General features: G+C 69.4%; 19 protein-coding genes. 8 read left to right on the forward strand and 11 right to left on the reverse strand.

The genetic code is table 11. The features are described 5' to 3' along the window. Positions 1–203 precede the first annotated feature (203 nt). Positions 204–767 carry an alkyl hydroperoxide reductase subunit C gene (gene ahpC, locus QSG27_RS12735; RefSeq protein WP_306706662.1) on the reverse strand — a complete coding sequence of 188 codons (564 nt, stop codon included), beginning with the start codon at positions 765–767 and terminating at the stop codon, positions 204–206. 222 nt (positions 768–989) lie between these two features. Here ahpC and QSG27_RS12740 point away from each other — a divergent pair, with 222 nt between their 5' ends. Further along, positions 990–1946, forward strand: a complete 957-nt coding sequence (locus tag QSG27_RS12740) for a hydrogen peroxide-inducible genes activator (RefSeq protein ID WP_306706664.1) — start codon at positions 990–992, stop codon at positions 1944–1946. A gap of 47 nt (positions 1947–1993) precedes the next feature. Here the strand turns inward: QSG27_RS12740 and QSG27_RS12745 are convergent, their stop codons facing one another. The 5 genes from QSG27_RS12745 to QSG27_RS12765 all read right to left on the reverse strand — a co-directional run bounded on the left by QSG27_RS12745 (position 1994) and on the right by QSG27_RS12765 (position 6992). Beyond that, positions 1994–2590, reverse strand: coding sequence for a helix-turn-helix domain-containing protein (locus QSG27_RS12745; RefSeq protein ID WP_306706666.1), 597 nt, complete (start codon positions 2588–2590; stop codon positions 1994–1996). A gap of 46 nt (positions 2591–2636) precedes the next feature. Next, on the reverse strand, positions 2637–3653 hold the full coding sequence (locus tag QSG27_RS12750) for a sulfate ABC transporter substrate-binding protein (RefSeq protein WP_306706668.1): 1017 nt from the start codon (positions 3651–3653) through the stop codon (positions 2637–2639). A 220-nt stretch (positions 3654–3873) separates the two neighbouring features. Next, positions 3874–4767, reverse strand: a complete 894-nt coding sequence (locus tag QSG27_RS12755; protein WP_306706670.1) for a prephenate/arogenate dehydrogenase family protein — start codon at positions 4765–4767, stop codon at positions 3874–3876. Between the two features lie 166 nt (positions 4768–4933). Next, positions 4934–6028, reverse strand: a complete 1095-nt coding sequence (hisC, locus tag QSG27_RS12760; RefSeq protein WP_306706672.1) for a histidinol-phosphate transaminase — start codon at positions 6026–6028, stop codon at positions 4934–4936. Positions 6029–6080: 52 nt separating this feature from the next. Beyond that, positions 6081–6992 carry a chorismate mutase gene (locus QSG27_RS12765; protein WP_306706674.1) on the reverse strand — a complete coding sequence of 304 codons (912 nt, stop codon included), beginning with the start codon at positions 6990–6992 and terminating at the stop codon, positions 6081–6083. A 145-nt stretch (positions 6993–7137) separates the two neighbouring features. Between QSG27_RS12765 and metX the strand changes: the two genes are divergently transcribed. The 3 genes from metX (at position 7138) to QSG27_RS12780 (ending at position 9637) form a co-directional block, all read left to right on the forward strand. Next, positions 7138–8337, forward strand: a complete 1200-nt coding sequence (gene metX / locus QSG27_RS12770) for a homoserine O-acetyltransferase MetX (protein ID WP_306706676.1) — start codon at positions 7138–7140, stop codon at positions 8335–8337. Further along, positions 8334–8984, forward strand: coding sequence for a methionine biosynthesis protein MetW (metW, locus tag QSG27_RS12775; RefSeq protein WP_306706677.1), 651 nt, complete (start codon positions 8334–8336; stop codon positions 8982–8984). The genes metX and metW overlap by 4 nt, the downstream gene beginning before the upstream one ends. Positions 8985–9088: 104 nt before the next feature. Continuing rightward, positions 9089–9637 carry a PRC-barrel domain-containing protein gene (locus QSG27_RS12780; protein ID WP_306706679.1) on the forward strand — a complete coding sequence of 183 codons (549 nt, stop codon included), beginning with the start codon at positions 9089–9091 and terminating at the stop codon, positions 9635–9637. A 16-nt stretch (positions 9638–9653) separates the two neighbouring features. Here QSG27_RS12780 and QSG27_RS12785 read toward each other — a convergent pair whose 3' ends face one another. Further along, positions 9654–10430 carry a class I SAM-dependent methyltransferase gene (locus tag QSG27_RS12785; protein WP_306706697.1) on the reverse strand — a complete coding sequence of 259 codons (777 nt, stop codon included), beginning with the start codon at positions 10428–10430 and terminating at the stop codon, positions 9654–9656. An 87-nt stretch (positions 10431–10517) separates the two neighbouring features. Here QSG27_RS12785 and gloB point away from each other — a divergent pair, with 87 nt between their 5' ends. After that, positions 10518–11279 (forward strand): hydroxyacylglutathione hydrolase, encoded by a 762-nt coding sequence (gene gloB / locus QSG27_RS12790; RefSeq protein ID WP_306706681.1) that lies wholly within the window; start codon positions 10518–10520, stop codon positions 11277–11279. Positions 11280–11333: 54 nt separating this feature from the next. After that, positions 11334–11939 (forward strand): glutathione S-transferase N-terminal domain-containing protein, encoded by a 606-nt coding sequence (locus tag QSG27_RS12795; RefSeq protein WP_306706683.1) that lies wholly within the window; start codon positions 11334–11336, stop codon positions 11937–11939. Positions 11940–11990: 51 nt separating this feature from the next. On the opposite strand, the gene QSG27_RS12800 is transcribed toward QSG27_RS12795, so the two are convergent. Genes QSG27_RS12800 through dcd form a run of 4 tightly spaced genes read right to left on the reverse strand, consistent with a single transcriptional unit; the run spans position 11991 to position 15454 of the window. After that, positions 11991–12626 carry a hypothetical protein gene (locus QSG27_RS12800; RefSeq protein ID WP_306706685.1) on the reverse strand — a complete coding sequence of 212 codons (636 nt, stop codon included), beginning with the start codon at positions 12624–12626 and terminating at the stop codon, positions 11991–11993. A 4-nt stretch (positions 12627–12630) separates the two neighbouring features. Continuing rightward, a complete protein-coding gene (locus QSG27_RS12805) occupies positions 12631–13338 on the reverse strand; it encodes an HAD family hydrolase (RefSeq protein WP_306706687.1) in 708 nt (235 codons plus the stop codon). After that, the gene (locus QSG27_RS12810; protein ID WP_306706689.1) at positions 13335–14855 is read right to left on the reverse strand and encodes a thymidylate synthase; all 1521 of its coding nucleotides are present in this window, start codon (positions 14853–14855) and stop codon (positions 13335–13337) included. The genes QSG27_RS12805 and QSG27_RS12810 overlap by 4 nt, the downstream gene beginning before the upstream one ends. A gap of 14 nt (positions 14856–14869) precedes the next feature. After that, the gene (gene dcd, locus QSG27_RS12815; protein WP_306706691.1) at positions 14870–15454 is read right to left on the reverse strand and encodes a dCTP deaminase; all 585 of its coding nucleotides are present in this window, start codon (positions 15452–15454) and stop codon (positions 14870–14872) included. A gap of 144 nt (positions 15455–15598) precedes the next feature. Here dcd and QSG27_RS12820 point away from each other — a divergent pair, with 144 nt between their 5' ends. Then, a complete protein-coding gene (locus tag QSG27_RS12820) occupies positions 15599–16474 on the forward strand; it encodes a hypothetical protein (RefSeq protein WP_306706693.1) in 876 nt (291 codons plus the stop codon). 81 nt (positions 16475–16555) lie between these two features. Continuing rightward, the coding region (locus QSG27_RS12825) for a sulfite exporter TauE/SafE family protein (protein ID WP_306706695.1) at positions 16556–17156 on the forward strand (601 nt) is incomplete at its 3' end.

The raw sequence follows: 17156 nt of genomic DNA on the forward strand, positions 1-17156 counted from the left end.
CATCGCGCGGCGGGTCCGGGCAGCAGATTTTCTTTGAAGGCGCGTTCTGTGGCTGCGCGCTCTTTTGTCACAGCCTGGATCGCACAGGCCGGGCCCGGAAACGTTCCGGGCCCGGAGCCGTGCGCCATGACCGGTCCGGTCATGGTGTGAACCGTCCGGCCGCGGATGCGGCCGGCGGTTCCCGTTCGATCAGCCGGAGAGGCTTAGATCTTGCCGACGAGGTCGAGCGACGGGGCGAGGGTCTTCTCACCCTCTTCCCACTTGGCCGGGCAGACCTCGCCCGGGTGCGAGGCGACGTACTGGGCGGCCTTCACCTTGCGGAGCAGCTCGCGGGCGTCACGGCCCACGCCGCCGGCGTTGATCTCGACGATCTGGATCTTGCCGTCCGGATCGACGACGAAGGTGCCGCGGTCGGCGAGGCCCTTCTCCTCGATCATGACCTCGAAGTTGCGGGAGATCGTGCCGGTCGGGTCGCCGACCATGGTGTACTCGATCTTCTTGATGGCCGCCGAGGTGTCGTGCCACGCCTTGTGCGAGAAATGCGTGTCGGTCGAAACGCTGTAGATCTCAACGCCGAGCTTCTGGAACTCGCTGTAGTTCTCGGCCAGGTCTTCCAGCTCGGTCGGGCACACGAAGGTGAAGTCCGCCGGGTAGAAGAACACCACCGACCACTTGCCCTTCAGGTCGGCGTCGCTGACGTCGATGAACTTGCCGTTCTTGAAAGCGGTCGCCTTGAACGGCTTAACCTCGGTGTTGATCAAGGACATGATTTCTCCATCAGTCTGAATGATTGGAGCAAGCGTCTTTCCGGTGTCCTGCCCGCGCGGCGCCGTGTCCCCATCGGGGCTACCCGTGCCGCGGCATCCCTGCCGGAAGTCTGCCCCCCCTCGTTGGTCGCTTGACACCAGGGAAGGTAGGGGTAACGGCTCAACGATGGAAGCGAAAAATACCAATCGCTTTGATCGATAAAACCGATTATTGTGCGGTGCATGAAGCCTCTGCCCACCCTGCGCCAACTCCACTACCTCGTCGCCGTCGTCGATCGCTGCCACTTCGGCAAGGCGGCGGAGGCGTGCCTCGTCAGCCAGTCCACCCTCAGCGCCGGCATCCAGGAATTGGAAAATCTGCTGGGCGCGCCGCTGCTGGAGCGCACGCGGCGGACCGTCCTGCCCACCCCGCTGGGCCGCGACATCGCCGAACGCGCCCGCACCGTGCTGAAGGGGGCGGAGGAGTTGGTGGACATGGCCCGCTCCGTGGAGGACCCGATGTCCGGGCCGCTCCATCTGGGGGTGATTCCGACCATCGGCCCTTTCCTGATCCCCCGCGTGATGCCGGCCCTGCGGGACTCCTTCCCCAAGCTGAAGCTGTTCCTGCGCGAGGACCAGACCGCCCGCCTGCTCGACCGGCTGGATTCGGGGGAACTGGACGCGGCCATCCTGGCCCTGCCCTACCCGTCCGGCGACGTGGAGACCATCGACCTCGCCGAAGACCGCTTTTCCGTGGTCTGCACACCCGACCACCGGCTGAGCCGGGTCACCGCCCCCCGCCCGTCCGACGTGGCGCTGGAGGATCTGCTGCTTCTGGAGGACGGGCATTGCCTGCGCGACCACGCGCTGGCCGCCTGCGCCATGGAAGGGGCGCGGCAAAGCGCCGCGTTCCAGGGAACCAGCCTTCATACCCTGGTCCAGATGGTCGCCAACGGGCTGGGGGTGACTCTGCTGCCGCAGATGGCGCTCGACTCGGGGATTCTTCGCGGCCTGGATGTGGTGGTCCGCCCGCTGGGCGGGGACCGGCCCTTCCGCCGGATCGGGCTGGTCTGGCGCCGCACCTCCGGGCGGAAGGAGACCTTCCGGCAGCTCGCCACGGCGCTGAAGGCGGAGATGTCCCGCGGCAGCGGACCGCAGGCACCCGCCAACGGCGACGCCAGCGTTCGGACCGCCGCCTGACGGGAAAGCGCTCGCACCGCCCCCCGCTCGCCGCGCCGGCAGGACCCTCAAAGCACGTAGGTCATCACCAGGTAGAGCACCGCCTCGCCGTCTCCCACATTGCGGTAGGCGTGGGGCGCGTCGGCGTCGAACTGGATCGTGTCGCCATCCTCCAGCCGATGGGTGCCGTCGCCGGTCTCGATCTCGACCACGCCGCGCCCGACCAGAATGTTCTCCACCGTGCCGATGGTGTGGGCGTCCGCCCGCTCGTCGGTGCCGGGGGCGAGGCGCAGTTCGTAGAACTCCACCTGCCGCTCCCCCTGGAAGGGAAACAGCGCCCGCGAGGTGAACCGCCCGTCGCGCGAGGCCAGCGGCTGGCTGTCCACCCGCCGGATCACCGTGGTCCCGCCGCTGGCCCCGCTGCTGAGCAGGCTGGAGAAGGGCACGTCCAGCGCGCGGGCGATGGTCCACAGGATGTCGATGCTGGATTGCCCGCGCCCCGCCTCGATGGCGGCCAGCTCCGCGCGGCTGTTGCCCGACAGCTTGGCGAGCGCCTCGACCGACAGGCCCTGGCGCAGGCGGAAGTTGCGGACGTTCTCGGCGATCACGCCGTTCAACCGGTCGGCGCCGCCGTCCGTCGTCCGGGGGGTCGATGTCGTGCTCATGGTCCTTGGCCCTCCCGCTCGTTCAATCCTTGCCGGCCATCGGGGGTCAGCGCGGCGCCTGCTGAATCTGGTCGAACAGGGCGCCGTCCGCGAAATGGGCCGCCTGCGCCTTGCGCCAGCCGCCGAAGACGTCATCGACGGTCACCAGCGCCACCGGGGAGAAGCGCCCGGCATACTGCCGCGCCAGTTCGGGGTGGCGGGGCCGGTAGAAGTTCCGGGCGGCGATTTCCTGCCCTTCGCGGGTGTAGAGATATTGCACATAGGCTTCCGCCACCTTGCGCGTGCCCTTGCGGTCCACCACGCCGTCCACCACGGCGACCGGCGGTTCGGTCAGGATGGACAGGGACGGCACGACGATCTCGAACCGGTCGGCGCCGAATTCCTGAAGCGCCAGGAAGGCTTCGTTCTCCCAGGCCAGCAGAACGTCGCCGACGCCCTTGCGGGTGAAGGTCAGGGCGGCGCCGCGCGCCCCGCTGTCCAGCACCGGGACGTTCCGGAACAGGGCCGCGACGAACGCCTTCGCCTTGGCCTCGTCGCCGCCGTTCGTCTTCAAGGCGTAGGCCCAGGCGGCGAGGTAGTTCCAGCGCGCCCCGCCCGAGGTCTTCGGGTTCGGCGTCACCACCTCCACCCCCGGCTTCACCAGATCGTCCCAGTCCTTGACCCGCTTCGGGTTGCCCTTGCGGACCAGGAACACGATGGTCGAGGTGTAGGGGGAGCTGTTGTCCGGCAGCCGTGCGCGCCAATCCTTGGCGATCAGCCCGGTGTCGGCGATGGCGTCCACGTCGTAGGCCAGCGCCAGGGTCACCACGTCGGCGTCCAGCCCGTCGATGACCGAGCGCGCCTGCGCCCCCGACCCGCCGTGCGACTGCCGGATGACCACCGTCTCCCCCGCCACCTCCGCCCAGGTGCGGGCGAAGGCCGGGTTGAACTCCTCGTACAGCTCGCGCGTCGGGTCGTAGGACACGTTCAGGATGGTGTTGCGCCCCGCGGCGCTGGCGGACGCCAAGGCGGCCAGGATCACACCTGCGGCGATGAGGCTGCGTCGGCTGAAGCGGGACGGCATGGACGGTTTTCCCCAGGCTTGCGATCGGTGGCAAGGCGCCGGGGGTTATTGAACACGACTGATCCCTATCAGACAAGTCGTCTTTTGCTGCACACTGTGTAATTCACATATGCACGACTATTATTTATCAGAATTTTTATGTGAAAATGAGGCGTGGACCGGCGGCACCGGACAAGCGGCGTCGCGGCGGCGGCGGTCAGGGAGGCGGTCAGGGAGGCGGTCAGGCCTGCTTGGCGTCGATGATGCCGCGGCGGATGGCGCGGGTCTTGGTGAAATGGTCCTGCAACTGCTGCCCCTCGCCCCAGCGGATGGCGCGCTGGAGAGCGGTCAGATCCTCGGTGAAACGCTGGAGGATCTCCAGGACGGCTTCCCGGTTGTTCAGGAAGACGTCGCGCCACATCACCGGATCGCTGGCGGCGATGCGGGTGAAGTCGCGGAAACCGCCGGCGGAGAACTTGATGACCTCCGACTTGGTGTCGTCCTCCAGGTCCGACGCCGTGCCGACGATGGTGTAGGCGATCAGGTGCGGCAGGTGCGAGGTGATGGCCAGCACGCGGTCGTGGTGGTTGGCGTCCATCAGTTCGACCGTCGAGCCGATGCGGCGCCACAGCTCGACCACCTTGTCCACCGCCGCCTCGTTGGCGCCGGGCGGCGGGGTGACGATGCACCAGCGGCCCTGGAACAGGGTGGCGAAGCCGGCCTCCGGCCCCGAATGCTCGGTGCCCGCCACCGGGTGGCCGGGGATCAGATGAACGCCGTCCGGGATGTGCGGGCCGATGTCGCGCAGCACCGCCTGCTTCACGGAGCCGACGTCCGTCACGATCATGCCGGGGCGCAGCAGCGGCCCGAGCGCCTCCCCCACCTCCGCGAAGGCGCCGACGGGGGTCGCCAGGATGACCAGTTCCGCCCCCTCCAGCGCTTCCGCCAGATCGGTGGTGGCCCGTTCCACGATGCCCAGTTCCACGGCCTTGGCGCAGTGCTCGGGGCTGCGGTCCGCGCAGACGACCCGCCGCGCGACTCCATAATGGGTGAGCGCCCGCGCCAGGGAGGAACCGATCAGGCCGATGCCGACGATGGCGACGCGATCGAACAGGGGAGTGGCGGTCTCGCTCATGATCTCAGGGCACCGGCTGCGGAAGGGTTGCAGAACGCCCCGCTATAAAGCACCAAGCCGCCCACTGACCAAGCGAAACTTTGGCCGGTGAGCCCCCTCGAAGCGCCTTGAAACGAAAAGGCCGGGCACAAGGCCCGGCCCCATCCGACACCATTCGACGGCGCTGCTACGCCGCCAGGAAGTCCTTCAGCGCCTGCACCACCTCGCGCATTTCGGCATCCGTGCCGATGGTGACGCGCAGGCAGCTCGGCAGGCCGTAGGACGGCATCTGGCGGACCAGGATGCCGCGGCCCTTCAGGAACAGGCGCGCCGCCTCGGCGTCGTCCTTGCCCGCGGCCTGCCCCGCAAAGTCCACCAGCACGAAGTTCGTCACGCTGGGGTGGGTCTTCAGGCCCAGCCCCTGGACCTGCTGCACGAACCACTCCCGCCATTCGGTGTTGTGGGTGCGCGAGCGCTCCAGGAACTCGGTGTCCTCCAGCGCCGCCACGCCGGCGATCTGCGCGGCGGAGGAGACGTTGAAGGGGCCGCGCACGCGGTTCAGCACGTCGGCGATCCCCGCCGGGCAATAGGCCCAGCCCAGCCGGACCGAGCCCAGCGCGAAGATCTTCGAGAAGGTGCGGGTCATCACCACGTTGGGGAAGCGGTCCACCAACTCCTGCCCCGCCGAATAGTCGTTGTGGTTCATGTACTCGGCGTAGGCCGCGTCGATGACCAGGATGACGTTCGACGGCAGGCCGGCGTGCAGGCGGGCCATCTCGTCGGCGGTGATGTAGGTGCCGGTCGGGTTGTTCGGGTTGGCGACGAAGACCAGCCGGGTGCGCGGCGTGACGTGGGCCAGCAGCGAATCCACGTCGGTGGTCAGGTTCGTCTCCGGCGCCTGGACCGGGGTGGCGCCGACCGACTTGGCGCCGATCGGGTACATCAGGAAGCCGTGCTGCGAATACAGCACCTCGTCCCCCGGCCCGGCGTAGGCGCGGATCAGCAGGGCGATCAGCTCATCGGAACCGGCGCCGCAGACGACGCGCTCCGCGTCCAGGCCGAAACGCTCCGCGATGGCCTTGCGCAGCTTGGCGGAGCCGCCGTCCGGATAGCGGTGCAGCTCGCCCGCGGCGGCCTTGTAGGCCTCCACGGCACGCGGGCTGGGGCCGAGCGCGCCTTCGTTGGAGGCGAGGCGGATGTGCCCCGCATGCTCGCCGCCGACGTAGGGGGCGATGTCGAGAATCCCCGGGCGGGGCGCCGGGCCGTTGTTCGGCTGGGTCATGTCGGGTCTCGGACCTTGCGGGCGTTATTGGGCGGGCGTTATTGGGCGGGCGTCATTGGAAAGACGAGGTGGAGAGGTGGAGCGGCACGGCGTAGCCGCCCACGATGTTGATCCGCACCGGAATCTCGCCCAGCCTTGCGGCGAAGGCGGACAGGCGCGGGTCGGTGTGGTCGACGAAGTCGGCGACCTCGACCAGATGGATGGAGGGGCCGGACGGGTCGCGGGCGTGCCAGGTGCAGAAATAGGTCGGGGCGAGCCCGCTCGTCTCCAGATGGTCCTTCAGCCGGCCGCGGCTGAGGTCGTGCCCCAGTTCGATCCCCAGAAGGGTGCGGTCGTCGCCGGTCGGCTCGTGCGGGACCAGGGCGATGGCCAGGGCGTCGCGGTCCTCGCCGCGGGCGTTGCCGCGCCCGGCGAAGGGCAGGCGGGCGACCACGCGCGGCGTGCGCGCGTCGGATGACACCAGGAAACGCCACCAGGGGTCCGCGTCGTCTTCCGCCGGATAGGGCACGACGCCGACCGTCGCGGTCCCTTCCGACACCGCGCGGATGGCCGCGGCGGGGGAGTTGACGGCGGTCATCGGGACGACGCTGCCGAAATGGTCGCGCGCCACGTCCCAGAATCCGCGGCGGTCCTCCGGCGCGTAGACGGCGACGGCGAAGGGACCCTGGAGCCGGGTGAAGGCGGTGATCATCTCCCGCCACATGCGGACGACCGCGATGGCCGGGAAGGAACCGGCGTGGCGCGCCATCAGGCGGCGCAGGATCACCGCCTCGCGCGCCGGGCGCAGATAGATCGGGACCTGGGGATTACCGCTGGCCTGCCCCTCCGCGGCCTCCATCTGGCCTTTGACGATGCCGACGCGCTCCACCACCGCCGCGCGCCGCATCAGCAGGTCGTGGATCGTATCGTCGATGTGATCGATCTCGCGGCGCAGATCGTCGAGCGGGGACTTGGGCGGAGGCATGGGGCGGGAAACCGTCGAATCCAGGGCGAATCCAAAGCCGGATAGTAGTAGTCCGCGGACGCCGCGAAATCAAAGAAAACGTTGACACTCCCAACCGCCGGTCCATAGCTATACCGTCCCGTTTTCCGGAGGCCCCCGACCCGTCATGTCCGCGCCGAATCCCGCCGCTGCCGTGCCCGCCGAACCCGCGACGCTGCCCGGTCTCCGGGTCACGCTCGGGGTGGACAGGCCCATGCGGCTGGACAGCGGGGCGGAGCTGGGCCCCTTCGAGGTCGCCTACCAGACCTACGGCACGCTGAACGCCGACCGGTCGAACGCCATCCTGATCTGCCACGCCCTGACCGGCGACCATTACGTGCTGGACCCGCATCCGGTGACCGGCAAGCCCGGCTGGTGGGAGATGCTGGTCGGGCCGGGCAAGCCGGTGGACACCGACCGCTATTTCGTCATCTGCTCCAACGTCATCGGCGGCTGCATGGGCTCGACCGGCCCGAAGGAGACCGACCCGGCGACCGGCAAGCCCTATGGCCTGGGCTTCCCCGTCATCACCATCGGCGACATGGTGCGCGCGCAGAAGCTGCTGGTGGAGCATCTGGGAATCGATCAGCTCTTCTGCGTGATCGGCGGCTCGATGGGCGGCATGCAGGTGCTGCAATGGGCGGTGGCCTATCCCGAGTCCGTCTTCGCTGCGGTGCCCATCGCCACGGCGGCCCGCCATTCGGCGCAGAACATCGCCTTCCACGAAGTGGGCCGGCAGGCGATCATGGCCGACCCGGACTGGGCCGGCGGCAACTACCTGCTGGAGGGCACGCGCCCGCACCGCGGTCTGGCGGTGGCGCGCATGGCCGCGCACATCACCTACCTGTCGGAACCGGCGCTGCACCGCAAGTTCGGGCGCAACCTGCAGAACCGGCAGTCCGTCACCTACGGCTTCGACGCCGATTTCCAGGTGGAAAGCTATCTGCGCCACCAGGGCATCACCTTCGTGGAGCGGTTCGACGCCAACTCGTACCTCTACATCACGCGGGCGATGGACTATTTCGACCTCGCCGCGGATTACGGGGGCGGCACCCTGTCCAACGCCTTCCGCAAGGACGGCAAGGGCACGCCGGTGCGCTTCTGTCTGGCCAGCTTCTCCAGCGACTGGCTGTTCCCCACCTCCGAATCGCGGGCCATCGTGCACGCCCTGAACGCGGTGGCGGCCAACGTCAGCTTCGTGGAGATCCGGACCGACAAGGGCCACGATTCCTTCCTGCTGGACGAGCCGGAATTCCATCAGGTGATCCGCGGCTTCCTGGAAGGCTGCGCGGAGCACCGCGGCCTGACACGGGCACCCACGCCATGAGCCCCCTCGACGACAATCAAGCCGCCGCCCGCACCGCCTCCGGCAACGGCATCCGGCACGACCTGAAGCTGGTCGCGGAGATGGTCGAGCCGGGCAGCCGCGTGCTGGACGTCGGCTGCGGCGACGGCGCCCTGCTGGCCTATCTGTCCCGGCGGAAGGGTGTGGACGGGCGCGGGATCGAACTGTCGATGGACGGCGTGCACCAGTGCGTGGCGCAGGGCCTGTCGGTGATCCAGGGCGACGCCGAGGCGGACCTGAAGGACTATCCGGCGGGCGCCTTCGATTACGTGATCCTCAGCCAGACCCTCCAGGCGATGCGGGAGCCGCGGACGGTGCTGGAGACGATGACCCGCATCGGGCGGCGGGCCATCGTGTCGGTGCCCAACTTCGGTTACTGGCGCATCCGGCTCCAGCTTCTGCTGAGCGGGCGCATGCCGGTGACGGAGACGCTGGGCTATCAGTGGTGGGAGACGCCCAACATCCATTTCTGCACGATCAAGGACTTCGTTGTCCTGACGGAGGACATGGGCATCCGCATCGAACGCTGCATGATCGTGGACCGCAAGGGCCGGGTGACCGGCCACGCCCATTCCGGCCTCGCCAACCTGCTGGGCGAACAGGGCGTCTTCCTGCTGCGCCGGGACTGACCGGCGCCGATTGCCGGCGCGCTCCCCGCGATGCAACCCCTGCCCCGCTGGCGCTGTTGAACGGCAAAGCCTTTTCGACACCGGTCCAGCGGGAGTTTCGCACCATGCGCCTCGTCGCCCGTTCCATCCTGGCCGCGTCCATCCTGGCCGCCGCCCCCTTGGCCGCAGTGGCCCAGACCTCGCAGCAGGCTCCGCTGATGACGGCGCCGCGCCCCGACGACACGCCGACCACCCCGCCCGCGGCGTCGCCGGAAGGGCTTGGCGGCGCCGCCCCCTCGGACGAGATGCGGCGCGCCGCCCCCTCCGTCGCCGCGATCCCCCACCTGCTGACCCCGGAGGAGGCCCGGACCCTGATCGGCAAGGAGGTGCGGACCCGCGACGGACAGCCGGGCGGCTCCATCAAGGACTTCACTCTGGACGGCAGCGCCGCCTCGGTCGAGCGGATCGTGCTGGCCCCGGCGGCGGACGGCGGTGCGGACGGAACGCTGCGGTCCCTGCCGGTCAGCATGCTGCGCACCGACATCGCGGGCGCGGCGCGGGGTGCCGACGGTTCCACGCCGCCGACGCTCGACATCCCGGCCTCCGAACTCGCGCGGGCTCCGGAATTCACCTATGGCGAGGGTGTGAAGACGGTGACGGGCCAGCCGCAATAGCGGACCGGGCTCCTCCTCACGGCTCCTCCGACACGCGCCACGCGCCGGACCCCGCGGGACGGCGCGCCGGGGCGGCCCCGCCGGGAAGCGGGACGATCAGGCGGCGTTTGGTCGGCTGCTGGGTCTTGCGCGGCACCCCGGCGAAGATCTGCTTGGACGCCTCGATCATCGTGACCCCGGCGAAAGCCTTGAACCAGCGCCCGCCCACCTCCTCCCAGGCCGGCGCGGTCTTCAACAGGAAGCGCGAGCGCAGCGGCGGCAGGAACAGGGCGTGGCCGGTGCGCTCCGGCACGAACATGGTGTCGCGCAGCACCTGCTTCAGTTGCGAGGCCGAATAGGGGAAGCCGTGCCCGAAGGGCGTCCAGTCGGCCCGCGCCCACAGGCCGCGGCGGTTCGGCACGACCACCAGAACCCGCCCGCCGCCGGCCAGCACGCGCCAGATCTCCCGCATCATCGGGCGGAGCTGCTCCGTCCCCTCCAGCCCGTGGACCAGCAGCACGCGGTCCACCGACATGTCGGCCAGCGGCAGGTCCGCCTCGTCGCCCAGCGCCACCAGACCCGGACCGCCCGGCGGCCAGAAGGTCACGCCCTGGGTCGCCGGCATGATGGAAAACACCCGCTCCGCCTCCTCGCGGAAGGGCTGCAGGTACGGCGTCGTGTAGCCGACCCCCAGCACGATCTGCCCGCGCAGGTCGGGCCAGATGGTGCGGATGCGCCGGCGGATCATCCGCCGCGCCGCCTGCCCCAGCCCGGACTCGTAGAATTCACGGAGATCGACGATATCGGTGTACATGGTCATCCGAGGCTATCACGATTCGGTTCAACGGCCATTCACTTGGGCCATTCACTTGGGCCATTCACTTGGGAGGAGCCCCAGGCCATGGAGATCCACCTCGTTCCGGCTTTCGCCGACAATTACATCTACCTGCTGCGCGACCCGGCCAGCGGCGCCGTGGGGGTCGTGGACCCCGGCGACGCGCAGCCGGTGCTGGCGGAACTGGACCGGCGCAACTGGACGCTGACGCACATTTTCAACACCCACCATCACAACGACCACATCGGCGGCAACCACGCGCTGAAGGCGCGCTATGGCGCCGACGTGATCGGCGCACGCGCCGACGCGGCCCGCATACCCGATATGGAGACGTGCCTGGACGAAGGCGAGACCATTTCGTTCGGATCGCTCACCGCCCGCGTGCTTTTCATCCCCGGCCACACCTCCGGCCACATCGCCTTCTGGTTTCCGGAGGCCAAGGCCGTGTTCTGCGGCGACACGCTGTTCGCGCTCGGCTGCGGACGGCTGTTCGAGGGCACGCCCGCCCAGATGTGGTCCTCGCTGGTGAAGCTGCGCGGCCTGCCCGACGACACGCGGGTCTATTGCGGCCACGAATACACCCTGTCCAACGCCCGCTTCGCCGTGACGGTGGAACCGGACAACGCCGCCCTGAAGGCCCGCGCGGCGGCGATCGCCGCCCTGCGCGAGCGGGGAGAGCCGACCATCCCCTCCTCCATCGGCACCGAGAAGGCCACCAACCCCTTCCTGCGCGCCGACCTGCCGGAGGTTCAGGCCGCCCTCGGCATGGCCGGCGCCGACCCGGTGGCGGTGTTCGCCGAGATCCGCGGCCGCAAGGACCGCTTTTAAGAACGGGCGCCGCCGGATTACTCTGGTGCCCACCGAACGGGAGGAGAGTTTTTCATGAAGCTGCGCTGGAGCCCGACCTCGCCCTACGTCCGCAAGGTCGCGATGGTCATCATCGAATGCGGGCTGGATTCGGCGGTCGAGAGGCAGCAGACCAACGCCTGGGCGCCGGACACCGACCTGCCGGCAGACAACCCGCTGGGCAAGGTGCCGGCCCTGGTCCTGGAGGACGGTTCGGCGCTCTACGACAGCCCGGTGATCGCGGAATATCTGGACACGCTGCACGACGGCCAGCGCCTGTTCCCGGCTTCCGGCCCGGCGCGCTGGACGGCGCTGCGCCAGCAGGCCCTGGCCGACGGCATCTGCGACGCGGCCATCCTGCGCCGCCTGGAATTGCAGCGGCCCGACGGCGAGCGGTCCGAATCCTGGGCCGAGCGGCAGCGCCGCGCCGTCGCCCGCGCGCTGGACGTGCTGGAGGCGGAGGCCACCGACCTGGACGGGACGCTGACCATCGGCACGCTGTCCATCCTGGTGGCGCTCGGCTACCTGGATTTGCGGTTCGGGCACGAGGACTGGCGGATCGGGCGCCCGGCTCTGGCGGCGTGGTTCGCCTCGGCCTCCGACCTCGACAGCTTCCGCCGCACCGCACCGCCCCCGGCGTGAGGCGGGGCGCCGGGGCGGATCCTGTGTCCGCCCCGGTCCGGAAAGCGGAGGTCAGGCCGTCAGCGACGCCGGGTTGGTCTTCTTCCGCTGCTTCTGAACGCCGGGGAAGACCTCGTTGAAGTCGCGGAACAGGGCCTTGTAGTTCTCGGGAACCCGGTAAGCCTTCTTCTGGAAGCCGTCCGGCAGCTCGTCCAGCTCGGCCATGCCGCTCCAGCCCTCGGCCATCGGAAAGGCGTAGTACGGGTAATCCCGCGGAACGCCCCTGGCGCGGATCACGTTGATCGCGCGCCCGCGCTTGCGGGCGGCGGCGATCCGGTGCATGCCGTCGTTGATGATCCACACGGCGCGCCCGTCCGGCTCCACCGACTCCTCGACGATCGGCGGGGTCAGCGGGATCGGCCCCTCCTCCTCGCCGTCGCGCTCGATCCAGAACAGCACCGCGCCGGTCAGGGCGAAGACGTCGATGCCATGGGGACGGAACAGCTGTTCGAGCGTCAGCACGTTGTCGAGATCGCTCTTCAGCACATAGCGCTGCGTCGGCGCCAGCGTCTCCGGGTCCACCGACGGGGCCAGTTCCAGCGTGGCGTTCTCGTAAACAAAAGGCCGATCGAAGCCCTTCAGCCGCGTCTTCTTGAAACGGGCCAGGGTTTCTTCGGTGGACAGCGTCTCCCAACGCAACAGTCGCATGAGGTCACCGGACGGTCAGAGAGGCGGAAGAGACACCCGCGTCGTCAACGGTCAACGCGGCGATGGAGGGGACGATCAGATCCGGACGGGGCAGTTCCCCGCTTTCGACGCCGTGCCGATAGGTCCGTTCCTTGTCGGGCCGGTGCATCAGCCACACCGTCTTCATGCCCAGCGCGAGCGCCGGGGCCATGTCGTTGTCGTAGGAATCGCCGATCATCGTGCAATTCTCCGGCGGGCAGCCGGCGGCGGCCAGTGCGTGCCGGTAGATCGCCGGGTCCGGCTTGGCAACGCCGACGCGGTAGGACAGCACGGTCAGGCCGCTGTGGGCGAGCGGACCGAACAGGCGCTTGAAGCTCGCGGCGTAGGGGTGCCAGATGTTGGACACGAAGCCATAGCGGAGCCCGCGATCGCGCAGCGCGGACAGCAGCGCCCCGGCGCCCTCGATCACCGAAGGCCCGGTCACCTGCGTCTCCCAGACGTCCGCCGCCGCCCGTTCCGCCTCGGGACGCCCGGCCTGGAACTCCCCGACCAGCAATTCGGCGAGGTCCGCCGGCGATTCGATCGCCGTGGTGAGCAGGCAACGGTCGAGCCGCTTGCGCTGGGCCTCGTCGAGACCCAGGGCGGCGGCGACGAAGCGCGCCGGGGCTTTCGGCGGCCCTTCGATGAGGCTGGCGCCGATGTCGAGAAGGATCACGGGGGCCGGCGCGGTCACGATGCGGACCCCGGCTTGGCCTTCGCCTTCAGGCGTGCCTCGTGGATCGCCAGTTGGCGGCCGACATAGAGGGCGTGCGACAGCTCGGAGATCGCGCCGTCGCGGGCGATCTGGCCCTCGATGTCCTCCGCCGTCCGCCCGCGGTAGCGGGCCAGGGTTTCCCCGCCCGACTTCAGGTCGGCCACGATGTCCGCCGCCTCGTCGTCGATGGTGAAGGTGAAGTAGCCGTTGGGGTCCTCGCGCAGCTCGCGCTTGCCGGTGGCGCGGTCCAGTTCGCGGTCGTCCTTCTTGGCGTCCCGGATCTGCTGGGCCAGATCGAAGCGCTCGGTCGAACCGGGATCGATCGAAATGGAATGGCTGATCACAGTGATAGGGCCAAGGGGGATGTTCCCCGCAAGCTCACCGACCAGCCTCTGGACGGCCATCAGGCCATAGAGGTTCTTCAGCCAGGCGCTCATGGTGTTGTGCGCCCGGAAGGTGGCGGACAGGGTCAGCCGGTCCTGGAACACGCGGAAGAACAGGGTGACCAGGCAGGGCGTGCTCTGGGTCTCCGGCGCCACCATGTCGAAGGACGGGTCCCACAGCGTGACGTAGGCGCCGCGGCTGGTGGGGTCGGCGCGCAGCTTTTCCGCCGCCACCGTCAGCGTGTCGATGACGGTGCCGGCGCCGTCCCGCCAATAGCCGCGCAGCCGGTTGCCGTAGCTGTAGGCCAGCGTTTCCGGCAACTCGCCGTCCAGCAGGTTCCGCTGGTAGGCGGAGAACTCCGCCAGCGAGAAGCCGTAGGGGCGCAGGTGCTCGTCGGCGTCGGGAACCGGCTCGGTCACCACGACCTTGAGGTTCTGGAGTTCCAGCCGCTTCTTCGTGCCCGACGCGACGCTCGGGATGCCGAACCGCATGATGCGGAAGACGATCTCCTCCCAGGCGTCGAGCGGCCCCCGGCGGACGACCACATGGGCGCGCGGCTCGGACGGGAAATAGTTCGGCTTGAAGCTCGGCAGCGGCGCTTCAACGCGGTCGCGCAGCGGCGGCTGCACCGGCGGCAGCGCGGCGAAGAAGGCGGTGATGCCGTCCTTAGTCTCGGCCAGCGACGGCTTGCCGAATCGGGCGACGCTGCAATGGCCGACCAGCAGGGCGGGATCGAACAGGGTGTCGAGGTACCGTTCGGTGCCGACGATGCGGTAGCGCTGCTGCCCCATCCGCTCCGCCGGCTCGACGCCGTTGGTCAGCAGGCTTTCGATCTCCGCCGCCGAACCGCTCATGTCCTGGCCGAAGACCAGCAGGTGCCGGATCTGCGGATTCCACAACAGGTTGCGGATCATCTGCGGCAGGCCGTCGCCGTACAGGTTCGCGACGACCGCCACGCGGGAGGTCGCCGGATCGAGATCGACCCCGAGGCGCCGCAGGAAATCCACCGCCGTGTCCGTGGGGGTCCACAGCGTGGTGATCCCGACGTCGCCGGCCGGGTTGACGACCGTCAGCCGCTCCGGAAAGTAAAGCGCCTCGAAGGCGAGGGGCATATCCGCTCCCCTCGTCAGGACTGCTCGAGGTTGATCCGGCTCGGCAGCGGGTCGAGCTGGTCACGGTACTTGGCGTCGGGGCGCGCGGCGTAGGGCTTGGAGGTCGGCGACATCAGCGTCTCGAAGCTCAGCGCGCAGATCCGCATGCCCGGGCGCAGCGCCAGCGGCAGCCGTCCGCAATTGAAGAATTCCAGAGTGATGCGGCCGTTCCAGCCCGGATCGATGGTGTGGGCGGTGGCGTGCACCATCAGGCCCAGCCGCGCGAGGCTGCTGCGCCCGTCCAACCGGCCGGCGATGTCGTTCGGCAGCCCGATCCGCTGCACGGTGATCCCCAGCACCAGCTCGCCCGGATGCAGGAAGAACGGCTCCCCGACGGGGACCTCCACCCGGTCCATCAGCTTGTCGGGAACCTGGCTGGGATGGCCCTCGGGCGGGGCGAGGTCGACGAAGGCCGCCTTTCCCGGCGGGAAGACCTGGAAGGCGCTGCCGAGCTGGAGATCGACCGACATGGCGCCGATGTGGCTCTCCGCCGGCAACGGGTCGATCTCGATGCGTCCTTCGGCCAAGTGTCGGCGAATATCGACGTCTGACAGCTTCATTCTTTCCGAACCTCCTGGCGGAGCCGCAAACGCGGCGGTTCCGGTCGCGTACCAAGCGCCCTCTATAGCCCGATCGACGCCTCTCGACAACATGCACGCCAGCCCATTAGATGGGCGCCGGTTTCGCAGAAGGGGTGATGGGATATGGCAGGTCCGTCGAACGGCAGCGCGGCAATGGACGACGTTTTCGAGGCGCGGCGCCTGTCCGTCATCCTCGGCGACACCCTGCCCGCGGGCGCGCCGCCCGATGCGGATTCCCTGTTCCGGACCCGGGTGGCCGAGCATGGGGAGAGGGTCCGCCGCCTGCGCGGGGCGGAGTCGCCGCTGTTCGTGGAGAACAACGACCTCGCCGCCTACGCCACCCCCGGCGGGCCGCTGCCGGAGCTGATCCTGGTCGGCGACAATCCGGGGCGCCGGGAGTTCGAGCATTCCGTGTATCTGTGCGTCAAGGGACGCGCCGGGGCCATGGCCCACAGCTTCTTCGACGGGGTTTTCGGCGCCCGGTCCTTCCGCACCAAGGTGATGGTGCTGAACAAAAGCTCCTTCCACACGCCGCGCACGGTGGGCCTGACCGAGGCGATGCGCGGCGGTTCCGCCATCGGCGACGCCATCCGGCGCGACCAGGAGGAGAACGCCCGCCTGATCGCCGACTCGGTGGCGCTGCTGGGCATCCCGGTCGTCACCATCGGCATGGAAAGCGGCGGCACGACCTTCCAGAGCTTCCGCAAGGCGCTCGAACTGCGGTACCGCGCCTTCGGGAACCCGCCGGCCACGTTCCAGGGGGCGCGCCTCGCCAGCCCCTTCCGCAAGGTCCCGCACTTCTCGCTGTCCAAGATCTTCTGCCGCAACGCCGATCCGGCCTGGAACGCCGCGCTGGACCGCTTCCTGGCCCGCCACGCGGCGGTTCCCGGCCTGCGGACGGACAACGGCAACGTCTCGTCGAAGGTTCTCCTGGGGCTGGGGGACGGCGCCCTGCTCGCCGATTACCTGGACACGGTGATCCTCGGAAACGGCGGATAACCGCCACACCCCACGGGGGCCCGATGCGAGGGCTCATGTCCCGCCGGAAGCGACCGGCGAGGCTTGGATAAGGAAACGCGGGTGTTCGACGAGACGGTCGGTCTGACGGTCATCATCCTGGCCATCGCCACGCTGTACGCCGCGGTCGGTCAGGCGGGCGCCTCGGGCTATCTGGCCGTCATGGGCATCGCCGGGCTGGACCCGGCGACGATGAAGCCGGCGGCGCTCGCCCTGAACCTCCTGGTGGCGGCCATAGGCACCGCCCGCTTCGCGCGCGCGGGGCTGTTCGACTGGCGCGCCTTCTACCCGTTCGGCGTCCTGGGCATGCCCTTCTCGTTCCTCGGCGGAACGCTGCATCTGCCGCCGCATCTCTATTACCCGCTGGTCGGCGCCATCCTCCTGCTGGCGGCCCTGGAGCTGGCGCGCTCCACCTGGGCCGCGCGCGGGATGCCCGAGGGAACGGACCCGGTCAAGCCCCCCTTCCTGCCGGCGCTCGCCGCCGGGGCCGCGGTCGGTTTCCTGTCCGGGATGACCGGCACGGGCGGCGGCATCTTCCTGGCGCCGCTGATCCTGCTCATGGGGTGGGTCGAGACCCGCCGCGCCGCCGCGGTGTCCGCCGCCTACAACCTGCTGAATTCGGCGGCGGCGCTGGCCGGGACCTGGACGGCCGCCGCCGCCCTGC

Source organism: Azospirillum isscasi (assembly GCF_030849505.1).
GTDB classification, from domain to species: domain Bacteria; phylum Pseudomonadota; class Alphaproteobacteria; order Azospirillales; family Azospirillaceae; genus Azospirillum; species Azospirillum isscasi.

Excerpts from the sequence above, each read along its gene's own strand:
- QSG27_RS12740 (WP_306706664.1), top strand. The coding sequence starts at position 990 with ATGAAGCCTCTGCCCACCCTGCGCCAACTCCACTACCTCGTCGCCGTC.
- QSG27_RS12745 (WP_306706666.1), bottom strand. The coding sequence starts at position 2,590 with ATGAGCACGACATCGACCCCCCGGACGACGGACGGCGGCGCCGACCGG.
- QSG27_RS12780 (WP_306706679.1), top strand. The coding sequence starts at position 9,089 with ATGCGCCTCGTCGCCCGTTCCATCCTGGCCGCGTCCATCCTGGCCGCC.
- ahpC (WP_306706662.1), bottom strand. The coding sequence starts at position 767 with ATGTCCTTGATCAACACCGAGGTTAAGCCGTTCAAGGCGACCGCTTTC.
- metX (WP_306706676.1), top strand. The coding sequence starts at position 7,138 with ATGTCCGCGCCGAATCCCGCCGCTGCCGTGCCCGCCGAACCCGCGACG.
- QSG27_RS12800 (WP_306706685.1), bottom strand. The coding sequence starts at position 12,626 with ATGCGACTGTTGCGTTGGGAGACGCTGTCCACCGAAGAAACCCTGGCC.
- QSG27_RS12765 (WP_306706674.1), bottom strand. The coding sequence starts at position 6,992 with ATGCCTCCGCCCAAGTCCCCGCTCGACGATCTGCGCCGCGAGATCGAT.
- metW (WP_306706677.1), top strand. The coding sequence starts at position 8,334 with ATGAGCCCCCTCGACGACAATCAAGCCGCCGCCCGCACCGCCTCCGGC.
- hisC (WP_306706672.1), bottom strand. The coding sequence starts at position 6,028 with ATGACCCAGCCGAACAACGGCCCGGCGCCCCGCCCGGGGATTCTCGAC.
- QSG27_RS12795 (WP_306706683.1), top strand. The coding sequence starts at position 11,334 with ATGAAGCTGCGCTGGAGCCCGACCTCGCCCTACGTCCGCAAGGTCGCG.
- QSG27_RS12820 (WP_306706693.1), top strand. The coding sequence starts at position 15,599 with ATGGCAGGTCCGTCGAACGGCAGCGCGGCAATGGACGACGTTTTCGAG.
- QSG27_RS12750 (WP_306706668.1), bottom strand. The coding sequence starts at position 3,653 with ATGCCGTCCCGCTTCAGCCGACGCAGCCTCATCGCCGCAGGTGTGATC.
- QSG27_RS12785 (WP_306706697.1), bottom strand. The coding sequence starts at position 10,430 with ATGTACACCGATATCGTCGATCTCCGTGAATTCTACGAGTCCGGGCTG.
- dcd (WP_306706691.1), bottom strand. The coding sequence starts at position 15,454 with ATGAAGCTGTCAGACGTCGATATTCGCCGACACTTGGCCGAAGGACGC.
- QSG27_RS12755 (WP_306706670.1), bottom strand. The coding sequence starts at position 4,767 with ATGAGCGAGACCGCCACTCCCCTGTTCGATCGCGTCGCCATCGTCGGC.
- QSG27_RS12810 (WP_306706689.1), bottom strand. The coding sequence starts at position 14,855 with ATGCCCCTCGCCTTCGAGGCGCTTTACTTTCCGGAGCGGCTGACGGTC.
- gloB (WP_306706681.1), top strand. The coding sequence starts at position 10,518 with ATGGAGATCCACCTCGTTCCGGCTTTCGCCGACAATTACATCTACCTG.